22 protein-coding genes are annotated in these 24,744 nt (G+C 74.3%); 14 read left to right on the top strand and 8 right to left on the bottom strand.

Annotated features, from left to right (window positions below; translation table 11 throughout):
• Positions 1 to 5 precede the first annotated feature (5 nt).
• The 9 genes from ACN26Y_RS00675 (at position 6) to ACN26Y_RS00635 (ending at position 13,772) form a co-directional block, all read left to right on the top strand.
• Positions 6 to 2,168 carry a putative bifunctional diguanylate cyclase/phosphodiesterase gene (locus tag ACN26Y_RS00675; protein WP_422734080.1) on the top strand — a complete coding sequence of 721 codons (2,163 nt, stop codon included), beginning with the start codon at positions 6 to 8 and terminating at the stop codon, positions 2,166 to 2,168.
• A gap of 121 nt (positions 2,169 to 2,289) precedes the next feature.
• Positions 2,290 to 2,790: a DUF456 domain-containing protein gene (locus ACN26Y_RS00670; RefSeq protein ID WP_155333565.1), complete on the top strand. Its 501-nt coding sequence runs from the start codon at positions 2,290 to 2,292 to the stop codon at positions 2,788 to 2,790.
• 352 nt (positions 2,791 to 3,142) lie between these two features.
• Complete coding sequence (locus tag ACN26Y_RS00665) at positions 3,143 to 4,705, top strand: amino acid permease (protein ID WP_155333564.1); 1,563 nt, start codon at positions 3,143 to 3,145, stop codon at positions 4,703 to 4,705.
• 53 nt (positions 4,706 to 4,758) lie between these two features.
• Positions 4,759 to 5,565 carry a FadR/GntR family transcriptional regulator gene (locus tag ACN26Y_RS00660; RefSeq protein ID WP_230688840.1) on the top strand — a complete coding sequence of 269 codons (807 nt, stop codon included), beginning with the start codon at positions 4,759 to 4,761 and terminating at the stop codon, positions 5,563 to 5,565.
• Positions 5,566 to 5,628: 63 nt separating this feature from the next.
• The gene (locus ACN26Y_RS00655; protein WP_155333563.1) at positions 5,629 to 6,993 is read left to right on the top strand and encodes a glutamine synthetase family protein; all 1,365 of its coding nucleotides are present in this window, start codon (positions 5,629 to 5,631) and stop codon (positions 6,991 to 6,993) included.
• A gap of 111 nt (positions 6,994 to 7,104) precedes the next feature.
• Complete coding sequence (locus ACN26Y_RS00650; RefSeq protein ID WP_155333562.1) at positions 7,105 to 8,460, top strand: aldehyde dehydrogenase family protein; 1,356 nt, start codon at positions 7,105 to 7,107, stop codon at positions 8,458 to 8,460.
• Between the two features lie 4 nt (positions 8,461 to 8,464).
• A complete protein-coding gene (locus tag ACN26Y_RS00645) occupies positions 8,465 to 9,232 on the top strand; it encodes a 3-oxoacyl-ACP reductase (RefSeq protein WP_155333561.1) in 768 nt (255 codons plus the stop codon).
• Positions 9,229 to 9,942: a gamma-glutamyl-gamma-aminobutyrate hydrolase family protein gene (locus ACN26Y_RS00640; protein WP_155333560.1), complete on the top strand. Its 714-nt coding sequence runs from the start codon at positions 9,229 to 9,231 to the stop codon at positions 9,940 to 9,942. The genes ACN26Y_RS00645 and ACN26Y_RS00640 overlap by 4 nt, the downstream gene beginning before the upstream one ends.
• 143 nt (positions 9,943 to 10,085) lie before the next feature.
• Positions 10,086 to 13,772, top strand: coding sequence for a SpoIIE family protein phosphatase (locus ACN26Y_RS00635; protein WP_422734079.1), 3,687 nt, complete (start codon positions 10,086 to 10,088; stop codon positions 13,770 to 13,772).
• A gap of 74 nt (positions 13,773 to 13,846) precedes the next feature.
• Here ACN26Y_RS00635 and ACN26Y_RS00630 read toward each other — a convergent pair whose 3' ends face one another.
• On the bottom strand, positions 13,847 to 14,161 hold the full coding sequence (locus ACN26Y_RS00630; RefSeq protein WP_155333558.1) for an STAS domain-containing protein: 315 nt from the start codon (positions 14,159 to 14,161) through the stop codon (positions 13,847 to 13,849).
• Between the two features lie 95 nt (positions 14,162 to 14,256).
• Here ACN26Y_RS00630 and map point away from each other — a divergent pair, with 95 nt between their 5' ends.
• On the top strand, positions 14,257 to 15,114 hold the full coding sequence (gene map / locus ACN26Y_RS00625; RefSeq protein ID WP_155333557.1) for a type I methionyl aminopeptidase: 858 nt from the start codon (positions 14,257 to 14,259) through the stop codon (positions 15,112 to 15,114).
• A complete protein-coding gene (locus ACN26Y_RS00620) occupies positions 15,111 to 15,824 on the top strand; it encodes a VIT1/CCC1 transporter family protein (protein ID WP_155333556.1) in 714 nt (237 codons plus the stop codon). Before map ends, ACN26Y_RS00620 begins: the two co-directional genes overlap by 4 nt.
• 67 nt (positions 15,825 to 15,891) lie before the next feature.
• Here the strand turns inward: ACN26Y_RS00620 and ACN26Y_RS00615 are convergent, their stop codons facing one another.
• From ACN26Y_RS00615 to ACN26Y_RS00585, 7 genes are all read right to left on the bottom strand, one after another.
• A complete protein-coding gene (locus ACN26Y_RS00615) occupies positions 15,892 to 16,614 on the bottom strand; it encodes a nucleotidyltransferase domain-containing protein (protein ID WP_155333555.1) in 723 nt (240 codons plus the stop codon).
• 144 nt (positions 16,615 to 16,758) lie between these two features.
• Positions 16,759 to 17,259 (bottom strand): nitroreductase family deazaflavin-dependent oxidoreductase, encoded by a 501-nt coding sequence (locus ACN26Y_RS00610; protein WP_422734078.1) that lies wholly within the window; start codon positions 17,257 to 17,259, stop codon positions 16,759 to 16,761.
• A 104-nt stretch (positions 17,260 to 17,363) separates the two neighbouring features.
• Positions 17,364 to 20,111 carry an FtsX-like permease family protein gene (locus ACN26Y_RS00605; protein ID WP_422734077.1) on the bottom strand — a complete coding sequence of 916 codons (2,748 nt, stop codon included), beginning with the start codon at positions 20,109 to 20,111 and terminating at the stop codon, positions 17,364 to 17,366.
• Positions 20,108 to 20,854 (bottom strand): ABC transporter ATP-binding protein, encoded by a 747-nt coding sequence (locus ACN26Y_RS00600; RefSeq protein WP_422734076.1) that lies wholly within the window; start codon positions 20,852 to 20,854, stop codon positions 20,108 to 20,110. The genes ACN26Y_RS00605 and ACN26Y_RS00600 overlap by 4 nt, the downstream gene beginning before the upstream one ends.
• Positions 20,851 to 21,444, bottom strand: coding sequence for a PadR family transcriptional regulator (locus ACN26Y_RS00595; RefSeq protein ID WP_422734075.1), 594 nt, complete (start codon positions 21,442 to 21,444; stop codon positions 20,851 to 20,853). The genes ACN26Y_RS00600 and ACN26Y_RS00595 overlap by 4 nt, the downstream gene beginning before the upstream one ends.
• A gap of 76 nt (positions 21,445 to 21,520) precedes the next feature.
• Positions 21,521 to 21,970: a ferritin-like domain-containing protein gene (locus ACN26Y_RS00590; RefSeq protein WP_422734074.1), complete on the bottom strand. Its 450-nt coding sequence runs from the start codon at positions 21,968 to 21,970 to the stop codon at positions 21,521 to 21,523.
• Entirely contained in the window at positions 21,967 to 22,380 is a 414-nt protein-coding gene (locus tag ACN26Y_RS00585) for a hypothetical protein (RefSeq protein ID WP_422734073.1), read from the bottom strand. The genes ACN26Y_RS00590 and ACN26Y_RS00585 overlap by 4 nt, the downstream gene beginning before the upstream one ends.
• Positions 22,381 to 22,647: 267 nt before the next feature.
• Between ACN26Y_RS00585 and rimP the strand changes: the two genes are divergently transcribed.
• The 3 genes from rimP to ACN26Y_RS00570 are packed head-to-tail and all read left to right on the top strand — an operon-like array spanning position 22,648 to position 24,723.
• The gene (gene rimP / locus ACN26Y_RS00580; protein WP_422734072.1) at positions 22,648 to 23,334 is read left to right on the top strand and encodes a ribosome maturation factor RimP; all 687 of its coding nucleotides are present in this window, start codon (positions 22,648 to 22,650) and stop codon (positions 23,332 to 23,334) included.
• Positions 23,331 to 24,374 carry a transcription termination factor NusA gene (gene nusA / locus ACN26Y_RS00575; RefSeq protein WP_155333548.1) on the top strand — a complete coding sequence of 348 codons (1,044 nt, stop codon included), beginning with the start codon at positions 23,331 to 23,333 and terminating at the stop codon, positions 24,372 to 24,374. The genes rimP and nusA overlap by 4 nt, the downstream gene beginning before the upstream one ends.
• Positions 24,375 to 24,390: 16 nt before the next feature.
• Positions 24,391 to 24,723, top strand: coding sequence for a YlxR family protein (locus tag ACN26Y_RS00570; protein ID WP_155333547.1), 333 nt, complete (start codon positions 24,391 to 24,393; stop codon positions 24,721 to 24,723).
• Positions 24,724 to 24,744 lie beyond the last annotated feature (21 nt).

Raw genomic sequence — 24,744 nt, 5'->3', positions numbered from 1 at the left:
TCGAGGTGGCCGCCGTCCCGGAGCCGGGCGGGCACGACGTCAGCCGGGCCGGCGCCCGGGGGTACGCGGCCGAGTGGGCCCGTGCCGTGCGCCGGCTCGGCTTCGTGCCGATGAGCGCCGGTGAGACGGAGCGGCTGCTGCACCTGCACACCGTCCGGCTGGCGCGGGCTCTGCTCGCCGAGCCGTTCTCGACCCGCCCGGCCGCCGACGTCGGTCGGGCGCTGGTCGAGGCGCACCTGACCGAGCCGGGTGTGCTCGACTGGTCCGTGCGGGCCCTCGGCGATTGCTTCGTCGCCCAGGTGCTGCCCGACCGGGCGCCCACGGCCGGGACGGCCGACCGCGTCGCCGCGACGCAGGGCGCGCTGGCGGCCGGGTTCGCCCGCGCGCTGCGCGACCGCACCTTCGCCCAGCAGGAGCGGATCGCCCGCTCCGCCTGGCAGGCCCGGGACGAGGTGGAGCAGGCGCTGCGCGACAGTGAGGCCCGCTTCCGTGCGGTGTTCACCGGCGCGGCCATGGGCATCGGCATCGCCGGCGTCGACGGTCGGATCATCGACGTCAACCAGGCCTTCGCCGACATGCTCGGCTACTCCATCGACGAGCTGCGGCAGATCAACGTGGCGTCGCTGTTCCACCCCGACGACGCGGCCGGCATGTGGGAGCTGTACCAGGAGCTGATCGAGGGCAAACACGACTCCGCCCGGGTCGAGAAGCGCTACTACCGCAAGGACGGCAGCGTCGTCTGGACGGACCTGGCCGTCTCGCTGATCCGGTACGACGACGGCCGCCCCCGGTTCACGGTGGCGATGGTCGAGGACATCACCGAGCGGTACGAGCTCCAGCAGCGGCTCCGCTTCCAGGCGTTGCACGACCCGCTCACCGGCCTGCCCAACCGCACCCTCTTCTTCGAGACCCTCGCCCTGGTCCTCGACACCACCGACGCCGAGCGCCGCGTCGGCCTCTGCTTCCTCGACCTGGACGGCTTCAAGGCGGTCAACGACAGCCTCGGCCACGACCTCGGCGACCAGTTGCTGATGGCGATCGCCCGCCGGCTGGCCGACTGCGTCGCCGGTCGCGGCCATCTGGTCGCCCGGATGGGCGGCGACGAGTTCGTCATCCTGGTCGACGACGCGGAGGAGATCGACGACGTGGTGGCGGTGGCCGAGGCCGCCCTGGCCGCTGTCGCCGCCCCGGTCCGCATCGGTGACCACCAGCTCGCGGTCTCGGCGAGTGTCGGCATCGTCGAGTGCCCGGTCGGCGCGACCAGCGCTTCGGAGCTGATGAAGGCCGCCGACACCACGCTGTACTGGGCCAAGGCCGAGGGGCGGAGCCGGTGGGCGGTGTGGGATCCGGAGCGCAGCGCTCGGGACATCGCCCGTTCCGCGCTCGTCGCCGGGCTGCCGGCGGCCCTGGACCGGGGCGAGTTCGTGCTGCACTACCAGCCGATCGTGTCCCTGCTGGAGGGCTCGATGGTGGCCGTCGAGGCGCTCGTCCGCTGGCAGCATCCCGAGCTGGGCCTGGTCGGCCCGGACCGGTTCATCGGCCTGGCCGAGGAGACCGGCCTGATCGTCCAGCTCGGCGAGTGGGTGCTGCGGCGGGCGTGCCGGGACGCGGAGGCGTGGCGGAGCGCGTTCCCCGAGGCCCAGCTGGTGGTGAGTGTCAACCTCGCGGCCCGGCAGGCGGAGGACCCGGCCATCGTGGACACGGTCGCCGACGCGCTGGCGTGCAGCGGTCTCCCCGCCGGGCTGTTGCAGCTGGAGCTGACCGAGAGCGCCGTGATGGGGACCGCCGGGGAGCCGCTGCGGTCGCTGCACCGCCTGGCCGGGTTGGGCGTACGGCTGGCGATCGACGACTTCGGGACCGGGTACTCGAACCTGGCGTACCTGCGCCGGCTGCCGATCCACTGCCTGAAGCTCGCCGGTCCGTTCGTGGAGGGCATCCGTGGCGACGGTCCGGAGGCGGTGGCCGGCCACCGGGACGAGCGGATCGTGGACGCCCTGGTCCGGTTGGCGCACGCCCTGGAGCTGTGGGTGACGGCCGAGGCGGTGGAGACCGAGGTGCAGGCCGAACGGCTGCGGGCGCTGCGCTGCGACACCGGGCAGGGGCGCTGGTTCGGTCCGCCGGCGCCCGCGGCCGAGATCACCGCCCGGCTCCGCGGGGAGGGGACGTGACGGGCGTACGCCCGGGTGGGCGTGGTGGCCGGGTGGCCGGCGCCTCGGCGCGGGGCCTGGCGGGGCGCGGTGGCCGGGTGCCGGGCGCGGCGGCCCGCCCGGCGTGCGGGAGAGTGGCGGCGTGGGGCTGACGGACACGCAGGCGGTGGTCACGCTGGTCGCCGGGCTGGCGATCCTGGCCGGCCTGGCGGGGGTGGTGGTGCCGGGCCTTCCGGCGCTGCCGCTGTGCTGGGGCGGGGTGCTGGTCTGGGCCGTCTTCGGCGGTGCCGGGCCGGGGCGGTGGGTGGTGCTCGCCCTCGCCTCGGTCGTGACGGCCGGCGGGGCGGTGGTCAAGTACGCCTGGCCGGGGCGCAACCTCAAGCAGAGCGGCGTGCCCACGTCGTCGCTGCTGGCGGGCGGCCTGTTGGGGGTGGTGGGCTTCTTCGTGATCCCGGTGGTGGGGCTGCTGCTCGGTTTCGTCGCCGGGGTGTGGGGCGCCGAGCGGCTGCGGCTGGGCAGCAACGCGCTCGCGTGGCCGGCCACGGTGCAGGCGCTCAAGGCGGCCGGGCTCTCGATGCTGGTGGAGTTCCTCGCCGGGTTGACCGTGGCCGGTCTCTGGGTGGCCGGCCTGCTGTTCGCCTGAGCGGCGGGCCGCGGCCGGGAGGGCGGCGGCGCGGGGACCCGTCGGGCACGGCGCAGCGCCGTGCGTGAGAGAGAGATGGTGGGTGCCCCGCGCCGCCGCGGACCGGGCGTTGCCGAGCGCCCGGTGGTGGCCCGTTGTGATCGGGCCTGGTCACGTGGTCAAGCATGCGGTCGCGGCAGCCGGATCGGCAACGTAATTTGGCGGCGGGGCAGGGTGGCCGGCATCGGTTAATGGTCTGGTCCTGAACGATTTTTGGTCGATCTCCATTGACCTGCTTCAGGGCGTGGGCCCATCATCCGGTCAGAAGTGGCGTACGTCACAGCCTTCATTCCGGCGGTCCAAGGAGGCATCGATGAGCTCAACGATCCAGGACGGCGTGCCCCGACCAGCCCCGCTCACCGACGAGGAACGGCTCGCCCAACTGGGCTACCAGCAGGAACTGCGCCGGAAGCTGTCCGGCTTCTCCAACTTCGCGGTCTCGTTCTCGATCATCTCCATCCTGGCCGGCGCGATCACCTCGTACGGCATCGCCATGACGGCCGGCGGCCCGCTGGCGATCACGCTGGGCTGGCTCTTCGTCGGCGTCATGGTGATCTTCGTGGCGCTGGCCATGGCCGAGATCTGCTCGGTCTACCCGACGGCCGGAGCGCTGTACTGGTGGGCCGCCGCGCTGGCCAAACGGAACAAGGCCGCGTGGGCCTGGTTCGTCGGGTGGTTCAACTTCCTGGGCGAGGTGGCGGTGACCGCCGCGATCGACTTCGGGGCGGCGATCACCACGTCGGCGTTCCTGAGCCTCACGTTCGACATGGAGGTGACGGCCGAACGGACCTTCCTGATCTTCCTGGTCATCATCGTCGCCCACGGCCTGCTCAACACCTTCGGCGTCAACCTCGTCCGGGTCCTGTCGGACATCAGCGCCTGGTGGCACCTGGTCGGCGTGGCGGTCATCGTCGCCGTGCTCGCGATCGTGCCGGACCAGCACAAGCCGATCTCCGAGGTCTTCCTCGAGGTGCGCAACGAGACCGGCTTCACCTTCGCCGGCGCGGCCGGGTACGCGGTGCTCATCGGTCTGCTGATGGCCCAGTACACGTACACCGGCTACGACGCCAGCGCCCATGTGGCGGAGGAGACGCACGACGCGGCACGGTCCGCGCCCCGCGGCATCGTGATGTCGGTGGTGGTCTCGGTCATCGCCGGTTTCGTGCTCCTGTTCGCCATCACCTGGTCGATCCAGGACTACGAGGCGCAGCGGACCACCGACCTGGGTCTGCCCCCGGCGCAGATCTTCATCGACGCCGCCGGCGACGACCTCGGCACGTTCCTGCTCTTCATCTGCGTGGTCGCCCAGTTCTTCTGCGGCATGGCGTCGGTCACGGCGAACTCGCGGATGGCGTACGCGTTCAGCCGCGACGGCGCGCTGCCCGGTTCCCGGATCTGGAAGCGCGTCAACCGGCGCACCGGCACGCCGACGAACTCGATCTGGCTCTGTGTCGCCTGCTCGTCGCTGCTGGTCCTGCCGTCGCTCTGGAACACCACGGCGTATCTCGCGGCCACGTCCATCGCGGTGATCGGCCTGTACATCGCGTACGTGGCGCCGGTCTTCCTGCGCCGGCGCACGCCGGACTTCGCGGTCGGCCCGTGGAACCTGGGCCGGTGGAGCGCGGCGGTCGGGTGGATCGCGATCGTCTGGGTCGCGATCATCTGCGTGCTGTTCGTGCTTCCGACCAGCAGCCCCGTCACCGCCACCACCTTCAACTACACGATCGTCGCGGTCGGCGTCGTACTCGGCGGCGCCGGGCTGTGGTGGGTGCTCAGCGCGCGGCACTGGTTCACCGGTCCCCGCCACAACGTGCCGGACCCGGCGATCCCCAGGCCGGCGACCGGCGCGGAGCCCGTCACCGAGCCGACCGAGTAGGGCCTGTGCCGCCCGGGTGGCGGGTGCTCCGGGGCACCCGCCACCCTGGACACGTGGAGGGACGGTTGAGGGCGATCCGTGCCGGCGCCGCCGAGCCGGGCGTCGGTGCGGCGTGGGCGCGGGAGGCGAGGGCGGAGCCCGAGCCGGCGCTGCCGGTGTGGCGGCCGGTACGCGGCGGCAACGCCTTCGAGATCACGGTCGCCCGGCTGGTCCAGGCGATCAAGCTGGGCATGGTACGGGTCGGCGAGCGGCTGCCCGCCGAACGCGAACTGGCGGAGCGGCTCCAGGTCAGCCGGGTGACCCTGCGGGAGGCGATAGCGGCCCTGCGGGACGCCGGATACCTGGAGTCCCGCCGGGGGCGGACCGGCGGAACGTTCGTCCGCTCGACGCAGCCCGCACCCGAGGCCGGCGGCCGGCCGGACGCGGGCGAGCTGGCCCGCGAGATGGGCGACCGGCTGCACGACGCGCTGGACTTCCGGCGGGTGCTGGAGTCGGGTGCGGCGGCCCTGGCCGCCAACCGCAGCCTGGCGGCCACCGAGCGGCAGCACCTCGTCGGCGCCCTGGCCGCCTCCCGGGACCGCGATCCGGCCACCCGCCGGGTGTCGGACTCCCGGCTGCACCTGGTCATCGCCGCGGCCAGCGGCTCGCCGTCGTTGGCCGCGGCCGTCGCCGACGTGCAGTTGACCCTCGACCGGCTCCTCGCCGCGATCCCGGTGATCACCAGGAACCTCGACCACTCCGACGCCCAGCACGCCCGGATCGTCGACGCCATCCTGGCCGGTGACGCGGGCGGCGCCCGGGAGGTGATGGAGGAGCACTGCGACGGCACCGCCGAGCTGCTGCGCGCGCTGCTCACCTGAGACGGCCCGGCCATTGACGAATGCAAAGGTTCGGTAGTAGACCTTTCCTATGGAGGCTCGCAGATGAGGAAGGCTCCGCTCACTCTCGAACAGCTGCGGGTCGCCGTCGCCGACCGGGAGATCGACACCGTCGTGCTGGCCCTGGTCGACATGCAGGGGCGGCTGCAGGGCAAGCGGTTCCACGCGCCGTACTTCCTGGACCAGGTGGTCGCGCACGGCAGCGAGGGCTGCAACTACCTGCTCGCCGTCGACGTCGACATGAACACCGTCGACGGGTACGCCATGTCCAGCTGGGAACGGGGTTACGGCGACTTCGCGATGGTGCCCGACCTGGCGACCCTGCGCCGGGTGCCGTGGCAGCCGGGCACGGCGATGGCCCTGGCCGACCTGGAGTGGCTGGACGGCTCCGGCCCGGTCGTCGCCTCACCCCGACAGATCCTCCGCCGGCAGCTCGACCGGCTGGCCGCGTACGGGCTGACCGCGTACGCGGGCACGGAGCTGGAGTTCGTGCTGTACCGGGACTCGTACGAGGAGGCCTGGCGGCGCGGGTACCGGGACCTCACCCCGGCCAACCAGTACAACGTGGACTACTCGCTGCTCGGCACCGCCCGGGTGGAGCCGCTGCTGCGGCGCATCCGCACCCAGATGGCCGGGGCGGGGCTGACGCCGGAGAGCGCCAAGGGCGAGTGCAACCTCGGCCAGCACGAGATCGCCTTCCGGTACGACGAGGCGGTGACCTGCGCCGACAACCACGTCATCTACAAGAACGGCGCCAAGGAGATCGCCGCCCAGGAGGGCATGTCGATCACCTTCATGGCCAAGCCGAACGCGCGCGAGGGCAACTCCTGTCACATCCACTTCTCGCTGCGGGACACCGACGGACGGTCCGCGATGCTCGGCGACGGGCCGGCCCACCTGTCACCGACCGGGCAGCGGGTGCTCGCCGGGCTGCTGGCCACGATGCGGGAGTTCAGTCTCCTCTTCGCCCCGAACGTCAACTCCTACAAGCGCTACCAGCCGGGGTCGTTCGCCCCGACCGCGCTGCGCTGGGGCACCGACAACCGTACCTGCGCGCTGCGCCTGGTCGGCCACGGCGCGGGGATGCGGGTGGAGAACCGGGTGCCCGGCGCCGACGTCAACCCGTACCTGGCGATCGCCGCGCTGGTCGCGGGCGCGGTGCACGGCCTGGACCAGAAGCTGGAGTTGGGTCCGGAGTGCACCGGCAACGCGTACGACGACATCCGGGCCGAGCGGGTCCCCGGCACCCTCCGGGAGGCCCACGACCTGTGGCGCACCTCCAGCCTGGCGAGGGACGCCTTCGGCGACGAGGTCGTCGCCCACTACGCCAACCAGGCCCGGGTGGAACTGGCGGCGTACGACGCCGCCGTGACGGACTGGGAGCTGTTCCGTGGCTTCGAACGTCTGTAGCCACCCACGGCCCTCCGTGATCTCGCACTGTCGGCCCCCGGTTCGTGACGACGCGCGGCACCCGTCGGGGCGGGAACCGCAAGATCGACGAGGAGAGGAGGGGCGGGGCGCGTGACGGACGTGGTGAACCCGGCAACCGGGGAGCGGATCGCCACTGTTCCCGGGGCGACCCTGGACGAGGTCGACGCGGCGATCGGGCGGGCCGCGGCCGCGTACGAGGCGTGGCGGAACGTCGCGCCGGGGGAGCGGGCGCGGGTGCTGCGGCGGTTCGCGGCGCTCGTCGACGAGCACGTGGAGGAGTTGGCGCGGCTGGAGGTGCGCAACGCCGGGCACACGATCGGCAACGCGCGCTGGGAGGCGGGCAACGTCCGTGACGTGCTCGACTACTACGCGGGCGCGCCGGAGCGGTTGACCGGGCGCCAGATCCCGGTCCCCGGTGGGCTCGACGTGACCTTCCACGAGCCGCTGGGCGTGGTCGGGGTGATCGTGCCGTGGAACTTCCCCATGCCGATCGCCGCCTGGGGCTTCGCACCCGCCCTCGCCGCCGGTAACACCGTCGTGCTCAAGCCGGCCGAGCTGACCCCGCTCACCGCGCTGCGCCTCGCCGAGCTGGGCCGCGAGGCGGGCCTGCCGGAGGGCGTGTTCACCGTCCTGCCGGGCGCCGGCTCGGTGGTCGGGGAGCGGTTCGTCACCCATCCCGCCGTCCGCAAGATCTGCTTCACCGGCTCCACCGAGGTCGGCACCCGGATCATGGCCGGCTGCGCCGCCCAGGTGAAGCGGCTGACGCTCGAGTTGGGCGGGAAGTCCGCCAACCTGGTCTTCGCCGACGCCGACCTGGAGAAGGCGGCGGCGACGGCACCGTACGCCGTCTTCGACAACGCGGGCCAGGACTGCTGCGCCCGGTCGCGGATCCTGGTCCAGCGCCCGGTGTACGACCGGTTCCTGGAACTGCTCGAACCCGCCGTGCGGGCACTGCGGGTGGCGGACCCGGCCGCCGACACCGCCGAGATGGGCCCGCTCATCTCCGCCGGCCAGCGCGACCGGGTCGCCGGGTACGTCGACGGCGCGAAGGTGGCCTTCACCGGCTCCCGACCGGACGGCCCGGGCTTCTGGTACGCCCCGACGGTGCTGCTCGCCGACTCACCAACGGACCGGCACTGGCGGGAGGAGATCTTCGGCCCGGTGGTGTCGGTGCTGCCGTTCGACGACGAGGCCGAGGCGGTCCGGCTGGCCAACGACACCGAGTACGGCCTGTCGGGCTCGATCTGGACCCGGGACGTGGGCCGGGCGATCCGGGTGGCGCGGGCGGTGGAGTCGGGCAACCTCAGCGTCAACTCGCACTCCTCGGTGCGGTACTGGACCCCGTTCGGCGGGATGAAGCGCTCCGGCCTGGGCCGCGAGCTGGGCCCGGACGCGCTGCACTCCTTCACCGACGTCAAGAACGTGTTCATCGCGACGGGAGAGTGACGCCGTGCAGGGACGGTTGACGGACCGGGTGGCCGTGGTCACCGGAGCGGGCAGCGGGATCGGGCTGGCCACCGTGCGGCGGTTCGCCGCCGAGGGCGCCCGGGTCGTCTGCGTGGACATCGACCCCGAGGCGGGCAAGCGGGCCGCGGACGAGGTCGGCGGTGAGTTCGTCGCGGCCGACGTCGCCGACGAGACGGCCGTCCGGGAGCTCTTCGACGGTGTGGTCGCCCGGCACGGGCGGGTGGACGTGGCGTTCAACAACGCCGGCATCTCCCCACCGGACGACGACTCCATCCTGGAGACCGGCCTGGACGCCTGGGAGCGGGTGCTGCGGGTCAACACGACGAGCGTCTACCTGTGCTGCAGGTACGTGATCCCGCACATGCGGCGGCAGGGCAAGGGGTCGATCATCAACACCGCCTCGTTCGTCGCGCTGATGGGGGCGGCCACCTCGCAGATCGCGTACACGGCGAGCAAGGGCGGCGTGCTGGCGATGACCCGGGAGCTGGGCGTGCAGTTCGCCCGGGAGGGGATCCGGGTCAACGCGCTCTGCCCGGGGCCGATCGCCACCCCGCTGCTGCTGGAGCTCTTCGCCAAGGATCCGGAGCGCGCGGCGCGGAGGCTGGTGCACGTGCCGATGGGGCGGTTCGGGAAACCGGAGGAGATCGCCGCCGCGGTCGCCTTCCTGGCCAGCGACGACGCCTCGTTCATGACCGCGGCGCAGTTCGTCGTGGACGGCGGTATCACCGGCGCGTACGTGACGCCGCTGTGACCCGGCCGCTGATCGGCGTCACCGCGTACGTCGAGCCGGCGAGCTGGGCGACGTGGCGGGACGTGCCGGCGGTGCTGGTGCCGGAGGCGTACGTGCGGGCGGTGACCGCGGCCGGCGGCCGGGCGGTGCTGCTGCCCCCGGACGACCTCGACGCGGACGTGCTGGGCGTGCTGGACGGGCTGGTCCTGGCCGGCGGGCCGGACGTCGACCCCGCCCGGTACGGCCAGGTTCCCGCACCGCGCACCGATCCCCGGCCGGCGCGGGACGCCGGGGAGCTGACCCTGCTCACCGGTGCGCTCGCCGTCGACCTGCCGGTGCTGGGCGTCTGCCGGGGGATGCAGCTGCTGGTGGTCGCCGCCGGTGGCGCGCTGCACCAGCACCTACCCGACGTCGTGGGCCACGAGCGCCATCGCCCCGCGCCCGGGGTGTACGGGGCGCATCCCGTGCGGTTCGCGCCCGGCAGCCTGGCGGCGACCGTGATGGCCGGGGTCGACCGGGTGAACTCCTACCACCACCAGGGGGTCGCCGACCCGGGCGGCCTGATGGTGACCGGGTGGTCGGACGACGGCGTCGTGGAGGCGGTGGAGGACCGCCGCCGCTCCTTCCTGCTCGGGGTGCAGTGGCATCCGGAGGAGGAGCCCGACCCCCGGCCGATCACCGCGCTGGTGCGGGCGGCGGCGGGGTCCCGCGTGACGGCCGGCCCCGGTTAGTCCTGCACGCCGTCCCCGGGCGGCCGGCCCATCAGCGTCCGACGCGCCCGGTGCGTTACGTTGCTGGTCCGTCGGGGTACCAAGGCGGGCACGCCCGATGGGTCATCGGGCCGAGGCGGGCAACGGCCGGATCGGGAGGCTGCATGAGCTCGGCCCAGGAGGGCGGGAAGCGGGGACACTCCTCCGGGGGTCCCATGGACGGGACTCTGCCCCCGCTGCTCGAGGCGGCCTTCGCGGCGGGTGGCGAGATGGGTGAGCGGCTGCGCCGCTTCGACTGGTCCACCAGCCCGCTCGGCACACCCGACACCTGGCCGTCCGCGTTCAGCCATGCCATCAGCACCATGCTCGCGTCCCGGTCGCAGCTGGTCATCTTCTGGGGCGAGGAGAACCGCGCCTTCTACAACGACGCCTACCGGCCGACCATCGGCGCCAAGCACCCGGACGCGATCGGGCAGCCGGCCCGCGAGCACTGGGCGGAGACCTGGGACGTCCTGGGCCCCGTGCTGGCGGACGTCCGCACGACCGGGGAGCCGTACTACGGCCAGGACCACCCCTTCGTCATCGACCGGCACGGATTCCTGGAGACGGTGTACTTCGACGTCTCCTACGACCCGGTCCGCGACGCCGGCGGGCGCGTGGCCGGGGTCTTCTGCATCGTGTCCGAGACGACCGGTCGGGTGCTGGGCGAGCGGCGCCTGCGGGCCCTCGCCGAACTCGGCGGTGAGCTGACCGAGGTCACCAGCACGGCCGAGCTGGGCCGCAGCGCCGCGGGGGTGCTCGACCGGCACCGGGCGGACATCCCATTCGCCCTGATCCACCTCCGGGACGACGCCGGCCGACTCGAGCTGTCGGGGTGCAGCGGCGTCGACCCGGCGTCGGTGACCCCACCGTCCCCGGTCCTGCTCACCGAGCTCGCCGCCGCGAACCCCCGCGACGGCGTCCCGGTGGCGGACCTGCTCGACGGCGTCACCGCCGCCGACCGGGCGCTGGTGCTGCCGATCACCGCCACCAACGAGATCGTCGGCACACTGGTCGTCGGCATCTCGCCCCGACTCCAGTTCACCGACGAGTACCGCAACTTCTTCGACCTGCTGGCCGGGCAGATCTCGCGGGCGGTCGACAAGCAGCGGGCGTACGAGCAGGAACGCGCCCGCGCCGCCGAACTGGCCGCCCTGGACCGCGCGAAGACCAACTTCTTCGCCAACATCAGCCACGAGTTCCGTACGCCGCTGACGCTGGTGCTCGGCCCGTTGGAGGACCTGCTCGCCGACCGGGCGCTGCCGGAGGCGTACACCGACCGGCTGACGATGATGCACCGCAACGCGCTCCGGTTGCTCAAGCTCGTCAACACGGTCCTCGACTTCTCCCGGCTGGAGTCCGGCCGGATGGCCGCCCGCTACCAGCCGACCGACCTGGCCGGGTACACGTCCCGGTTGGCCAGCACCTTCCGCTCCGCCACCGAGCGGGCCGGCCTGCGGCTGATGGTGGACTGCCCGCCGCTGCCCGCGCCGGTGCACGTCGACCGGGACATGTGGGAGAAGATCGTCCTCAACCTCGTGTCCAACGCCGTCAAGTTCACCTTCGACGGCGAGATCCGGGTCCGGGTCCGGCCGGTCGGCGGCGCGGCCCAACTGGAGGTCGCCGACACCGGCGTGGGGATCGTGCCGGAGGAGCTGCCGCACGTCTTCGAACGGTTCCACCGGGTGCCCGGGGTCCGCTCCCGGACGCACGAGGGCACCGGAATCGGCCTGGCCCTGGTCCGGGAGCTGGTCGAGATGCACGGCGGGCGGGTCGAGGTGCGCAGCGCGGTGGACGAGGGGAGCACCTTCACCGTGACGGTGCCGTTCGGCTCGGCGCACCTGCCCGCCGAGCGGATCGCCGAGGCCGAGGACGCCTTCCCGAGTGAGCTGGCGCAGGCCGAGCTGCACGTGGCCGAGACCGCGCTCTGGGCCGGCGCGCCCGCCGAGGGAACCGGCGCCGCCGCTCCCGGGGCGCCTGCCGCCGGGGCGCGTGCCGGCGGGGCCGCCGCCGGGCGGATCCTGGTGGCCGACGACAACCCCGACCTGCGGGAACACGTCACCCGGCTGCTCGCCCCCTCGTGGGAGGTGGTCACGGCCGCCGACGGCGTGGAGGCGCTGCGGACGGCCGTCGAGAGCCCGTTCGACCTGGTGCTCACCGATGTGATGATGCCCCGCCTGGACGGCTTCGGGCTGGTCGCGGCACTCCGCGCGGACCCGCGTACCCGGCACGTGCCGATCGTGCTGCTGTCCGCCCGGGCCGGCTCCGCCGAGGCGGTGGCCGGCCTGTCCGTCGGCGCCGACGACTACCTGACCAAGCCCTTCTCCGGGCAGGAGCTGATCGCCCGCGTCCGGGCGAACGTCGACCTGGGCCAGCTGCGCGGCCAGATCATCCGCCGGCTCCGAGCGCTGGCCGACGCCGCGGTGGCGGTCAACACCGCCCGCTCCACCAGGGACGTGCTCCAGGTCGCCGCCCGGCACGCGCTCAGCCTCGCCGAGGCCGCCCGGGTCGTGGTCAGCACGCCCGACGCCCGGTACGAGGCCGACGCCGGCGGCGTGACCGCCCTCGACCCGTCGTTCGTCCTGCCGCTGACCGACACCGCCGGTGACCAGCTCGGCGACCTGCGGGTCTGGCGGTCGGACGGCGACGGCGGGGAGACCGACGAGGCGGCGCTCACCCAGCTCGCCCGCCTGGTCGGCGTCCGGTTGGAGAACGCCCAGCTCTACGAGGCCGAACACCGCATCGCCACCACCCTCCAGCACAGCCTGCTGCCCCACTCGCTGCCGCAGCTGCCGGGCGCCGTCGTCGCCAGCCGCTACCTGCCGGGCACCGCCGACGTCGAGGTCGGCGGCGACTGGTACGACGTGGTCCCGCTCGGCGACGACACGCTCGTGCTCGTCATCGGCGACGTCGTCGGCAAGGGCGTCCGGGCGGCCGCCGTCATGGGCCAGCTCCGCAACGCGCTGCGGGCGTACGTGCTGGAGGGGTTCGACCCCGGCGCCTCCCTGACCCGGCTGAACCGGCTGGTGGGCTCCGCCGAGAGCCGCTCCTTCGCGACCGTGGTGTGCCTGTCGTTCAGCCCCCGCACCGGCCGGCTCCGGTACGCCAGCGCCGGCCACCCGTCCCCCCTGCTGATCCGAGGAGACGACGTGGCGTTCCTGCACGACCGGGCCCTGGGGCCGCCGGTCGGAGCGATCCCGGACACGGCGTACCGGACCGTCGACGGTGAGCTGGCCCCGGGCAGCCGGCTGCTGCTGTACACCGACGGCCTCATCGAGGACCGGCACCACGGCATCGACGCGGCGCTGGCGCTGCTGCGGCGGGACGTGGCGACGCCCCGCGAGCACGTCGCCGACCTCGTCGACGCGGTCGTCGAGCGGGTCGCGGAGCGGCCCCGCCGCGACGACGTCGCGGTCCTCGCGCTGGAGGCCGCCGAACTCAACCGGTTCGCCCTGCGGCTCCCGGCCGACCCGACCCGGCTGAGCGTGCTCCGCAAGCGGCTGGAGGACTTCCTCGTCGCCCACTCCGTCGGTGAGACCGACCTGTTCGACCTGACGGTGGCCGTCTCCGAGGCCGCGGCCAACGCCATCGAGCACCCCGTCGAGCCGGCGGAGCGGACGATCGGCGTCGAGGTCACCATCGAGGACCGTACGGTCGTCGCCACGGTCCGCGACAGCGGCCGGTGGCGGGAGTCGAGCGGCTCGGGCTTCCGGGGTCGTGGGCTGTCGCTGATCCGGGCACTGGGGGAGCTGTCGGTCCGCCGTACCGACGAGGGGACGGAAGTGACGCTGCGCCGGCGGCTGCAGAGCTAGGGCCCCGCTTCAGCCCCGGCCACGTCGGGACACGGCGTGGGACCCGCGTCACGGTCCCTGGCCGGGGCGCCTCGTCAGGGGGAGCGGTACCAGGCCTGCCCGCCCAGGCCGGAGATCTCCAGCACCCGGGCGACCTGCCGGGACGGCAGCACGGTGAGCGCGTCCGGGAACTTCTGGGCGAGGCGGACCACCGCGTGGATCGCCGCCGAGTCGAAGAACGTGACGGCCCGCAGGTCGAGCGTCACCCGCCGGGCCGGCTCCCGCAGGGCGGTCTGGAGCATCGTGTCGGCCGTGGCCATGTCGACCTCGCCGGTCACGACCACGTGGAGGTGATCACCGTCGAGCTCCGCGCTCGCGGAGAAGACGGGCGGCGCGCCCCCTTGATCCACGCAGACACCATGGCACAGCCGACCAGGCGGGGCAACAACCGGCCGTGACCGGCGGTGGCGGGGGCCGCCCGACAGCGCGGCGATAGGCTTGCGGCATGACCGCCCGTGCGCCGCTGACCCCAGGCACGCTCTCTCCGTGGCGGCAGGTGCCCGCCCACATCCCCCGGCCCGAGTACGTGGGGAAGAAGCGTCCCCAGGAGTGGCGTGGCTCGCACGTGCAGACCCCGGAGACCATCGAGAAGATGCGGATCGCCGGGCGCCTCGCGGCGCACGCCACCCAGCTCGCGGGCGAGCACTGCAAGCCGGGCGTGACCACCGACGAAATCGACAAGGTGGTGCACGAGTTCCTCTGCGACCACGGCGCCTACCCGTCGACACTGGGCTACAAGGGCTTCCCGAAGTCCTGCTGCACCAGCCTCAACGAGGTGATCTGCCACGGCATCCCCGACTCCACCGTGCTGCAGGACGGTGACATCGTCAACGTCGACGTGACGGCGTACCTCAACGGGGTGCACGGCGACACGGACGCCACCTTCTGCGTCGGCGAGGTGAGCGAGGAGGCCCGGCTTCTGGTCGAGCGCACCCACGAGGCGATGATGCGGGGCATCCGCGCGGTCGCCCCGGGCCGCCAGATCAACGTGATCGGCCGGGTGATCGAGTCGTACGCGAAGCGCTTCGGCTACGGCGTCGTCCGTGACTTCACCGGCCACGGCATCGGGGAGTCCTTCCACAGCGGGCTCTACGTGCCGCACTACGACAGCCCCCGCCCCACCGACGTGATGGAGCCGGGCATGACGTTCACCATCGAGCCGATGATCACCCTCGGCACCTACCAGTACGACATGTGGGACGACGGCTGGACGGTCGTGACGAAGGACCGGAAGTGGACCGCCCAGTTCGAGCACACCATCGTGGTGACCGAGGACGGTCACGAGATCCTGACGTTGCCGTGACCGACACCCCTGCGGCGCTGCGCGAGGCGCACCACGCGGACGTGTCCGGCGGCTGGCTGCGGCCGGCGGTGTTCGGTGCGATGGACGGCCTGGTGACGAACATCGCCCTGATCGCGGGCGTGGGCGGCGGCGGCGTGTCGCCGCGGACCGTCGTGCTCACCGGCACCGCCGGCCTGGTGGCCGGCGCCATCTCCATGGGGCTGGGCGAGTACACGAGCGTCCGCTCCGCCAACGAGCAGGTGGCCGCCGAGGTCGCCAAGGAGCGCCGGGAGCTGGAACGGCACCCCGAGGCCGAGGCGCGGGAACTGGCCGACGCGTGGGTCGCCCGGGGTCTGCCCCGGGATCTCGCGGTGCAGGTCGCCGAGGCCGTACGCCGCAACCCGGAGGAGGCCCTGCGGGTGCACGTCCGGGAGGAGTTGGGCGTCGACCCGGACGACCAGCCCAGCCCGTGGGCGGCGGCGGTCTCGTCGTTCCTGTTCTTCTCGGCCGGTGCGTTGGTGCCGCTGCTGCCGTACCTGCTCGGGCTCACCAGTCTGTGGCTGGCGCTGGGCGTCGGTGGCCTCGGGCTCTTCCTGGCCGGGGCGGTCGTCGCAACGTTCACCAACCGGCCCTGGTGGTCCAGCGGCCTGCGTCAGCTGCTGCTCGGCGGGTTGGCCGCCGCCGCGACGTACGCCATCGGCACGCTGATCGGCGTCCAGGGCGGGCTGTAGGCCGGCGCGCGCCGGCCGGGCCGGCCGGCACCCCCGGTGTCAGCCGTCGCGCCGGCACATCGCGGTGTCAGCCGTCGAGAAGGTCGTCCACCGTGCCGTCCACGGGGCGACCGCGCGCGGCCAGCTCCTCGGCCTGCTTGGCGAGCACGGTGCCCACCTCGGTCATGTCGGCACCGGCGAGCCCGGTCCGGCGCACCGCGTCGCCAGGGTCACGGAAGTAGGTGCGGCTGAGCAGGCCGCTCACCGTCGACGCCGCGAGCCGCGCCTCGCCGAGCATGAGCAGAGCCTGGTCGGTCTCGTACCACTCGGCCAGCCGGAGGGCCCGCGCGTGTGCCGCGCTGCCCCGGTACCAGGCCTGCCGGGCCGCGGTACTGAACTCGGCCGGCCGGGCCCGGGCCAGGCACCCGAGGTGCTCGTCGCGCAGCCTGCGCAACCAGCCGGTCGGGTCGTGCAGGGCGCGCGTGGTCACGTACCGGTCGGCGGTGAGCGGCCAGAGCGGGCTGATCGCCCGAGCCCGGTCGAGGTAGTCGTCGGCGGCGGCGACGGTCAGGTCGACGAGCACGCCGTCCACCCGCCGGGTCGCCGCGGGCGGGCCGCCGGGACGGTACGTGACGACCAGCAGGCCGACCTCGCTGTCCCCGCCACCGTCGTCGTCGCCGTGGGCCAGGGGGCCGTGCACCGCCACCGCGAGGACGTCCGCCGGGAACCGCCGGCGCACCGCCTCCGCCACCCGCTCGGCGACGGTCCACCGTGGATCGTCCCGGTACGCCTCGCCGTCCTCGGAGTGCACGTCGCTCACCTCACGTCCCGCCGGACCTCGGCCACCGCCGGACGGGCACCACCCTAGGCCGTGTCCCGACCTGCCGGCGCGGGACGCGCCGACCGTCGTCGCTGGTGCCCGCCGCAGGCTCGGCCAGGGACGTCGGCACCGGCCCTACGCGCTCCCGTTCGCGCCGGCCGGTCCGCCCGGCCCGGTGGGCACGAGCCGGAAGATGCGGATCTCGCGGCCGCCGGCCCGCCGCACGTACGTGCGGTACGCCGGCCACTCGGTCACCAGGAGCTGCCAGAGCCGTTCCCGTTCGGCGCCCTCCGCGACGTCGGCGCGTACCGGGATTCGGCGGCCCTTGACGTCCACCTCGGCAATCGGGTCGGCGAGCAGGTTCAACGCCCAGCCGGGCTGATGGGTCTGCCCCCAGTTCGACCCGATCACCACGTACCCGTCGCCGTCCGGCACGTACAGCAGGGGGTTGCTGCGGGGTTTGCCCGAGCGGCGGCCGGTGGTGGTGATGACCAGCGAGGGGATGAGCCCCAGGGCGACGACGCGCCCCCGGGTGAGGCGTCCGACGACGCGGTCGGCGGGGACGAGCAGGCGGGCGGCGGCGCCGAACCAGCGGTGGTGACCGACGCGGCGGGTGAGGGTTCCCAGTACGGACACGGGAACAGTGTGCCGGTTCGGCGGCCGGGAGGGCACCCCCGGGACCGCCGGCCCCCGCTGCCCGGTGGGTGGCGGGGGCCGCCGTGAGGTGGCGCGGTCACCGCTCAGTCGAGACGGCGTTCGACCGGTAGCCGGGAGCGGGTGAACAGGCCCGCCCCGAGCATCGCCACCAGCGGCACCACCACCAGCACGGCGAGGGTGGTGCCGGGCACGACCAGGGGGTACGGCTCGCCGACCGGCCAACTGTCGGTGTACCGCCGGTTGGTGGCGATCAGGATCATGAGGGCGGATCCGAGGCCGGCGACGATGCCGAGGGCCGAACCGAGGACGGCGATCACCCCGGCCTGGCACAGGGAGAGAATCCGGCGTACCGCCGGTGCCGCGCCCACGGCGGCCAGCGTGGACAGGTCGGCGCGCCCCTCCGCGGCGGCGAGCCCGGTCGCCACCCCGGCGGCACCGAGGGTGATCACGCCCGAGGCCGCGGCGAGCAGCAGCAGGAGGGGACGGGTGTCGCTCGCGGGCGGACCCTCCTCGTAGCCGACCGACACCGTCCCGTGCGGTCGCAGCGCGGCGACGAACCGGTCCCGACGGTCCCGGTCGGCCGCGTGCTCCGTGGCGAACGCCCAGCCGACCGGCTGGGCGGTCACGCCGAGGCGGGTGGTCGCACCGGGAGAAAGCAGCAGCCGGTCCATCGCCAGTCGGTGGGTGCGTAGTGCGTAACCGGGCACGGTCGCGCGGGTGGAGACGGCGGCGTCGGCGCCGTCGCGCACGACGATCTCCAGCCGCCCGTCCACCAGGTAGCGCGGGTCGGTCACCACCGCGCCGCCGGCGCGCAGCACCGCCGCGGCCTCCGCGGCTTCGGCCGCCGTGGCGTCGGTGAGCAGCGGCAGCGTGCGGCCGTCGTCGACGGTGACGACGACGTGCGGGCCCCAGGGGTCCTCCGGTCCGCGCCGGCAGCGCTCGTCGGCCCGGGCCCGCCGCTGGTCCGCCTCGGTGAGACCGCCGCCCGCCGGCCACGGGCAGGCCCGGTCGGGCGGCAGCACCGGGGCGACCTGGCACGGGTCGGCCGCTGCCGCGCACCCGACCTCCACCAGCGGCGCCAGTTGCTGGCCATTGAGGTGGGTCCGGGCCGCGGCGGCGACCGCGCTCTCGGGCGGGCCGACCGCCCCGTCCGGGCCGGTGACCCGGGTGGCGGCCTGCTCCGGCGATTCGACTCTGGTGACCAGCAGGGTCCCGGCCGGCAGGGCCGGGCGCCAGGACTGGTTGCTGCGGGCCTCGTCGCTCGCCAGGTACACGCCGAGGGCGACGCTGCCGGCGACCGCCGCCATCACCGCCGAGATCGCCGGGGCGGCCGACGACCGGTTGCGGCTGGCGTCCCGCAGGGCGATCCGCGGTGCCAGCGGCAGGACGCGGCCGACGCGGGCGAGCAGCCCGACCAGCGTCGGCGTGGCCAGGACCAGCCCCAGCTCGCCGAGGACCAGACCGGCGAGGATCACGGTCGGGTGGGTCCACACGACCGCTCCGGTGGCGGCGAGCACCGCCCCGGCGGCGGTGAGCGTCACCCCCGCGATCAGCCACCGGCGCCGGTACGCCGGTGGCGTACGCCGGCCGGCGAGCCCGGCCACCACGTCCTGCCGGGCGGCCGTCCAGGCCGGCACCAGCGCGGCGAGCACCCCGGCCAGCACGGCGACCGCGGCGATGGCCAGCAGCAGCGCGGGTGGGGTGCGGTAACCGCCGAAGCGTTCCCCGAAGACGTACTCCTCCACCAGCGGTCGGGCGGCGACGGCCGCGGCGACGCCGAGGGCCAGGCCGCCGCCGGCCCCGACGGCTCCGAGCACGATCCCGTCCGCGAGGACGATGCGGCGCAGGTGTGCGTCGTCACCGCCGGCCACCGCGACCAGCGCCAGGTCCCGCCGCCGCCGCCGGACGCCGACCGCGAAGGCGGGCCCGACCAGGAGTACGACCTCGAGCAGGGCGAGCCCGCCGACCAGCACGATCCCGCTCGCGTCCGCCACGTCCACCGACGCCATCCAGGAGATCCCGCCCGGGGTGCGGCCGTCGTCCGTCGGTGGCCCGGGAACGCGGGCCTGTACCACGTACCCGTGCTCGTTCAGCCGGCCGATCAGGTCCTCGCCGACGGCGCCCGGCAGGTCCACCAGCCAGGTGGCCTCCTCGTCGACCTGCGGACCGGGCGGCAGTACGACCAGGGGGCTCAGCTGGTCGGGGAACTCGACCACGCCGACCACCGTCCAGGCGCGACGGCCGTCCGCGGAGGTGACCGTCCCGCCGAGGCGGGTGTCGAGCCGCCGGAGGGCGGCCGGGTTGGCCGCGATCTCGCCGGGGACGGCCGGCGCGCGGCCGGCGTGGACGCGGGCCAGGCCGCGCCCGAGCGGATCGGTGAGGTCGACGACCCGGCCGGAGACGCCGTCCTCGACGCGGTCCCCCACCCGGGCCTCGAAGAACGCCCACCGCAGGATGGGCAGGACGCGCGCACCGGGTGGGAGCAGGCCGGTGATCTGTTCCGCGGTGACCCGGCCGGGCGGGACGAAGTCGTCGCCACGCGGCGCCCACCCGTCACCCCAGGGTTCCTGGGTGACCGGGTCGCGAGCCACCGGAAGCAGCTCCGCGTCCGCGGTGCCGAGCTGGCGCGCGGCGCGTTCGGGCCGGGTCAGGCTGGACATGTCCCAGGTCGTCGCCGAGAACGCGAGGACCAGCACGGGCAGCGCGATCATCGCGAGCACCAGCGCGGTCCGGCCCCGGGCGCGGTGTGCCTCCCGCCGGGCGATCCGCAGGGCGACCCACCACGAGCCGGCCGCCGCGACGAGCCGCGCGCCGCGCCGACCCCGGCTCACCGGCCGCTGCCGGTCAGCAGCTGCTCGACGTCACCCAGCGGCGCCGTCGAGTCGACCATCACCCCGTCGCGGAGGAACACCACCCGGTCCGCCCAGGCGGCGTGTCGTGCCTCGTGGGTGACCAGCACCCCCGCCGCTCCCGCGTCGACCCGGCGGCGCAGCAGGTGCAGCACCGCCTCGCCGGTCTGCGAGTCCAGCGCGCCGGTGGGTTCGTCGGCCAGGACCAGCCGGCGCTCGCCGACGAGCGCCCGGGCGATGGCCACCCGCTGCTGCTGCCCGCCGGAGAGCTGGTCGGGGAAGCGGTCGCCCAGCTCCGTCAGGCCCACCTCCGCCAGCGCCTCCAGGGCGAGCCGGCGGGCCGCGCGCACGCCGGTGCCGTCGAGTTCGAGGGGGAGCGCGACGTTCTCGACGGCGGTCAGGCTGCCGAGCAGGTTGAGGTCCTGGAAGATGTAGCCGATGCGGCGCCGCCGCAACTGGGCGAGGCGCCGCCGGTCCAACCCGCCGAGCCGCTGCCCCTCGACGTGGATCTCCCCGGCGGTCGGGCTGTCCAGCCCACCGGCGAGGGCGAGCAGCGTGGACTTGCCCGACCCGGACGGCCCCATCACCGCGACGAGTTCCCCGGCGTGGACGGTGAGGCTCACCCCCCGCAGAGCGTGCACGGTGGCCGGGCCGCTGCCGTGGGTGCGGTGCACGTCACGGACGTCGAGCACGGGGACGCGCGCCTCGTCCCCCGCCGGGCTCACCGCCGGGCCCTCTCGTCGATCCGCTCCACCGCCTCGGCAGCGGCGGCGCCGCCGTTCCCGACCGCCGGCGCCGCCGGCCGGTGCCGCACCAGACTGCTCTCGCAGTGGTCCAGCCAGCGGACCTCGGCCTCGGCCTGGAAGACCATCGCGTCCAGCACCAGCCGCCAGGGCAGGTCCTCCGGCCGGTCGCTCGCGTACTTCAGGCGGGTCAGCTCCTGCAGGGTCCGCATGGTGGCGGCACGTTGGGTCTGCACCACCGACCGCACGTCGACGCCGGGCGTGGTGAGCGCGAGGGCGAGCTTGATGGCGAGCTCGTCGCGGGGCCGGTCGGCCCGGCTGATCGGGGTGGCGAACCAGAGCGCCAGGTCCGCCCGTCCCGCGTCGGTGATCTCGTACGGGCGCTGCCCGGCCTCGCTCTCCGGCAGCGACCGCACCAGCCCGTCCCGTTCCAACCGGGAGAGCGTGGTGTAGACCTGTCCGATGTTCAGCGGCCAGGTGGACCCGGTCGACTCCTCGAACGCCGAGCGCAGCTGGTAGCCGTACATCTGACCGCGTTCGAGCAGGGCGAGCAGCCCGTGACGGATGGACATGGTTCCGGAGTATGCATACCTGGTATGTCAGCGGCAACCGGAGCGCCGGCCGGGGCCACCACCTGTGGCGGACCTGTCAGGCGGGACGGCCCGGAAACGGCACGGTCAGCGGTGTGATCCCGGCGGTCCGGCGCCAGCGGGTGGCCCGTACGGCGCAGTCGACCAGCGCGGCGAGCGCGCGGTCCCGATCGGCGCCGGTGGTGGCGGCCACCGCCGCCCGCCAGAACGCCCCCGTCCGTTCCTCCACCTCGACGGCGAGCCGGAGCGCACTCGCCGCGTCGGTCACCGGGAACGGCAGGGCGTAGCCGGCCCGGTCTGGCGGGACGGTCCCGCCGCCGGTGCTGAGCTTGAGCACGAGGTCGTCGCGGCGCCGCCGGTGCGCCGCCTCCGCGTCCCGCGCCGCCTTCCGGGCGGCGCCGGTGAGGCGTACCCCGATCGGACCGTAGGCCCAGATGGCGGCGTACTCGGCGGTGAGCGCGGCACCGAGCGCGGCGGAGGGCCCGGCGGTGGGGGTCGGTGCGGTCACCGGAGTACCTCCAGATGCGTGGCGCGGGCGGCGGTGACGGACGCGAGCAGCGCGGCCCGTTCGGCCGGTGCCTCCGCACACGCGCGGGTCGCCGTCTGCCGGGCTGTCGTCTCGCGTTCGCGCAGCGCGGCGAGCGCGGTGTCGGGGTCGGCCGCCGGGGCGCCGGGCGGCGCGGTGGCGGTGGCCGACGGGAGGGCCACCCGGGCGACCCGGGCCAGCTCCGCCGCGTGGGCGGCGTGCGCCTCGGCGATCGGCGTCAGCCGCCCGGCCAGCGTGGGGTGCGCGGCGGCCGCCTCCCGGTACGCCGCGGCGAGTGCGAGCGCCTCGTCGACGAGCGGTGCGAGCGGGTCGGGCCCCGGGGCCGGTTCCGCGTCGCGGTCGAATGGATCACAGCCGGTGAGCGGTGCCACGGCAGCACCGAGCGCCAGGAGGGCGCCCGCCCGTATCACGTTTCGCCGAGAATGCCGGGTTGTCCCGTCGCGCTCTGTCGTTCTGCCCGTCGCCACCGGACAAGTCAACACCATCCTGACCGGCCCGGTGGCCATCGGCCTCGGTGCGCCGGCCGGGCCGGTACGCGGACGGCGCGTTACGCTCTGCGCAACCACCGGCGCGTCCGCCCCGGTGGCGCACCGTCGTGGCGACCGGACCGGGCACCGCGACCAGCAGAAGGGGCGCAGATGACGCAGCGTGGCCGTGCCACCCGGCCGACCGGGCCGACGGGGCGACCGCGGCACACGGCCGGCACGCGGGGCACCGACCGCGTGGCCCGCGGCGGCGACCTCGCCGCGCGGCGCGCACGCCTGCGCGAGGTCATCGAGCCGGTCGTCACCGACGCCGGGTACGACCTGGAGGACCTGTCGGTGTCCCGGGCCGGCCGGCGGCACGTGGTGCGGGTGATCGTGGACGCCGACGGTGGGATCAACCTGGACGCCGTCGCGGACGTCTCGCGGGCCGTCTCCGCCGCGCTGGACGCCGCCGAGGAGGCGGGCGGGGACATCGTGGCCGGGGAGTACCAGCTGGAGGTCAGCTCGCCCGGCGTGGACCGGCCGCTCACCCTTCCCCGGCACTGGCGGCGCAACACCGGCCGGCTCGTCAAGGTGACTGTGCGCGGCGGCGAGACCGCCGGCGACCGCCAGGTCACCGGGCGGGTGGTCGAGGCCGACGACGAGCGGGTGGTCCTGGAGACCGACGCCGGTCGCGCCGAATGGACGTACGCCGACCTGGGCCCCGGGCGGGTGCAGGTCGAGTTCACCCGCCTCGACGAGATCGACGAAGCGGACGAGTTCGACGGCACGGACCAGGCCGGCGGAGCCGGCGACACCGACGACTTCGACGACGACGATGTGGAGGACGAGGAGAGGTGAACATCGACCTCGCGGCGCTGCGCGCACTGGAGCGCGAGCGGGAGATCCCGTTCGACACGATCCTCGCGGCGATCGAGACCGCGCTGCTGACGGCGTACCGGCACACCGAGGGTGCGGAGCCGCACGCGCGGGTGGAGATCGACCGCAAGACCGGCGCGGCCCTGGTGTACGCGCAGGAGGTGGACTCCGAGGGCAGCGTGGTGCGGGAGTGGGACGACACCCCGCACGACTTCGGCCGGATCGCGGCCATGACGGCCAAGCAGGTGATCCTCCAGCGGCTGCGGGAGGCCACCGACGAGGCCCACTTCGGCGAGTACGTGGGCCGCGACGGCGACCTGGTCACCGGTGTCGTCCAGGCGCACGAGGCGCGCGCCGAGAAGGGCATCGTCACCGTCGACCTGGGCAAGCTGGAGGGCGTCCTGCCCCAGTCGGAGCAGGTGCCCGGCGAGCGGTACGCGCACGGCGAGCGGATCCGCTGCGTGGTGGTGCACGTGGCCAAGGGAATGCGCGGCCCGCAGATCACGTTGTCCCGGTCGCACCCGGCGCTGGTGAAGAAGCTCTTCGCCCTGGAGGTGCCGGAGATCGCCGACGGGACGGTCGAGATCAGCGCGATCGCCCGTGAGGCAGGTCACCGTACGAAGATCGCCGTCCGCTCCACCGCGCCCGGTGTGAACGCCAAGGGGGCGTGCATCGGGCCGATGGGGCAGCGGGTGCGGGCCGTCATGAGCGAACTGCACGGTGAGAAGATCGACATCATCGACTGGTCGGACGACCCGGCGACCTTCGTCGGCAACGCGTTGTCGCCGGCCAAGGCGCTGCGGGTGGACGTGGTGGACCTGGCCACCCGCACGGCCCGGGTGACCGTGCCGGACTTCCAGCTGTCGCTCGCCATCGGCCGGGAGGGGCAGAATGCCCGGCTTGCGGCCCGGTTGACCGGTTGGCGGATCGACATCCGGTCCGACGCCGAGCCGACCGGCCCGGCCGGGGGCGGGGGTGCCGATCACGTCCCGGAGCCGGGCGGCGCGATCTCCGGAAGCTAGGGGTAGACTTTCCCCGGTGGCACGACGCGCGCAGCCGGAGCGCACCTGTGTGGGTTGCCGGCGACGTGCGCCGGCCGGTGAACTGCTGCGGATCGTCGCGATCGGTGACGGGGCTGGACACAGCCTTCGGCCCGATCCGGCCCGCAGGTTGCCGGGTCGGGGGGCGCACTTGCACCCGGATCCGGCCTGCTTCGCGCAGGCGGTGCGGCGTCGCGCCTTCGGGCGGGCGCTGCGCGTCACCGGGGTCCTCGACCACGGTGAGCTCGCGGCGCACCTCGATGCGCCAACCACGACGTCCGGTCAACCCGACCGGGCGCGGGTCGCTAGCAAGGTAGGACGACCGACATGAGCACACGATGAAGTCGCAGAA

This window comes from Micromonospora sp. WMMD558, assembly GCF_049315255.1.
Lineage (GTDB): Bacteria > Actinomycetota > Actinomycetes > Mycobacteriales > Micromonosporaceae > Micromonospora.
This window is presented reverse-complemented; position numbering and strand designations above follow the sequence as displayed.

Excerpts from the sequence above, each read along its gene's own strand:
- ACN26Y_RS00665 (WP_155333564.1), top strand. The coding sequence starts at position 3,143 with ATGAGCTCAACGATCCAGGACGGCGTGCCCCGACCAGCCCCGCTCACC.
- ACN26Y_RS00655 (WP_155333563.1), top strand. The coding sequence starts at position 5,629 with ATGAGGAAGGCTCCGCTCACTCTCGAACAGCTGCGGGTCGCCGTCGCC.
- ACN26Y_RS00635 (WP_422734079.1), top strand. The coding sequence starts at position 10,086 with ATGAGCTCGGCCCAGGAGGGCGGGAAGCGGGGACACTCCTCCGGGGGT.
- map (WP_155333557.1), top strand. The coding sequence starts at position 14,257 with ATGACCGCCCGTGCGCCGCTGACCCCAGGCACGCTCTCTCCGTGGCGG.
- ACN26Y_RS00595 (WP_422734075.1), bottom strand. The coding sequence starts at position 21,444 with ATGTCCATCCGTCACGGGCTGCTCGCCCTGCTCGAACGCGGTCAGATG.
- rimP (WP_422734072.1), top strand. The coding sequence starts at position 22,648 with ATGACGCAGCGTGGCCGTGCCACCCGGCCGACCGGGCCGACGGGGCGA.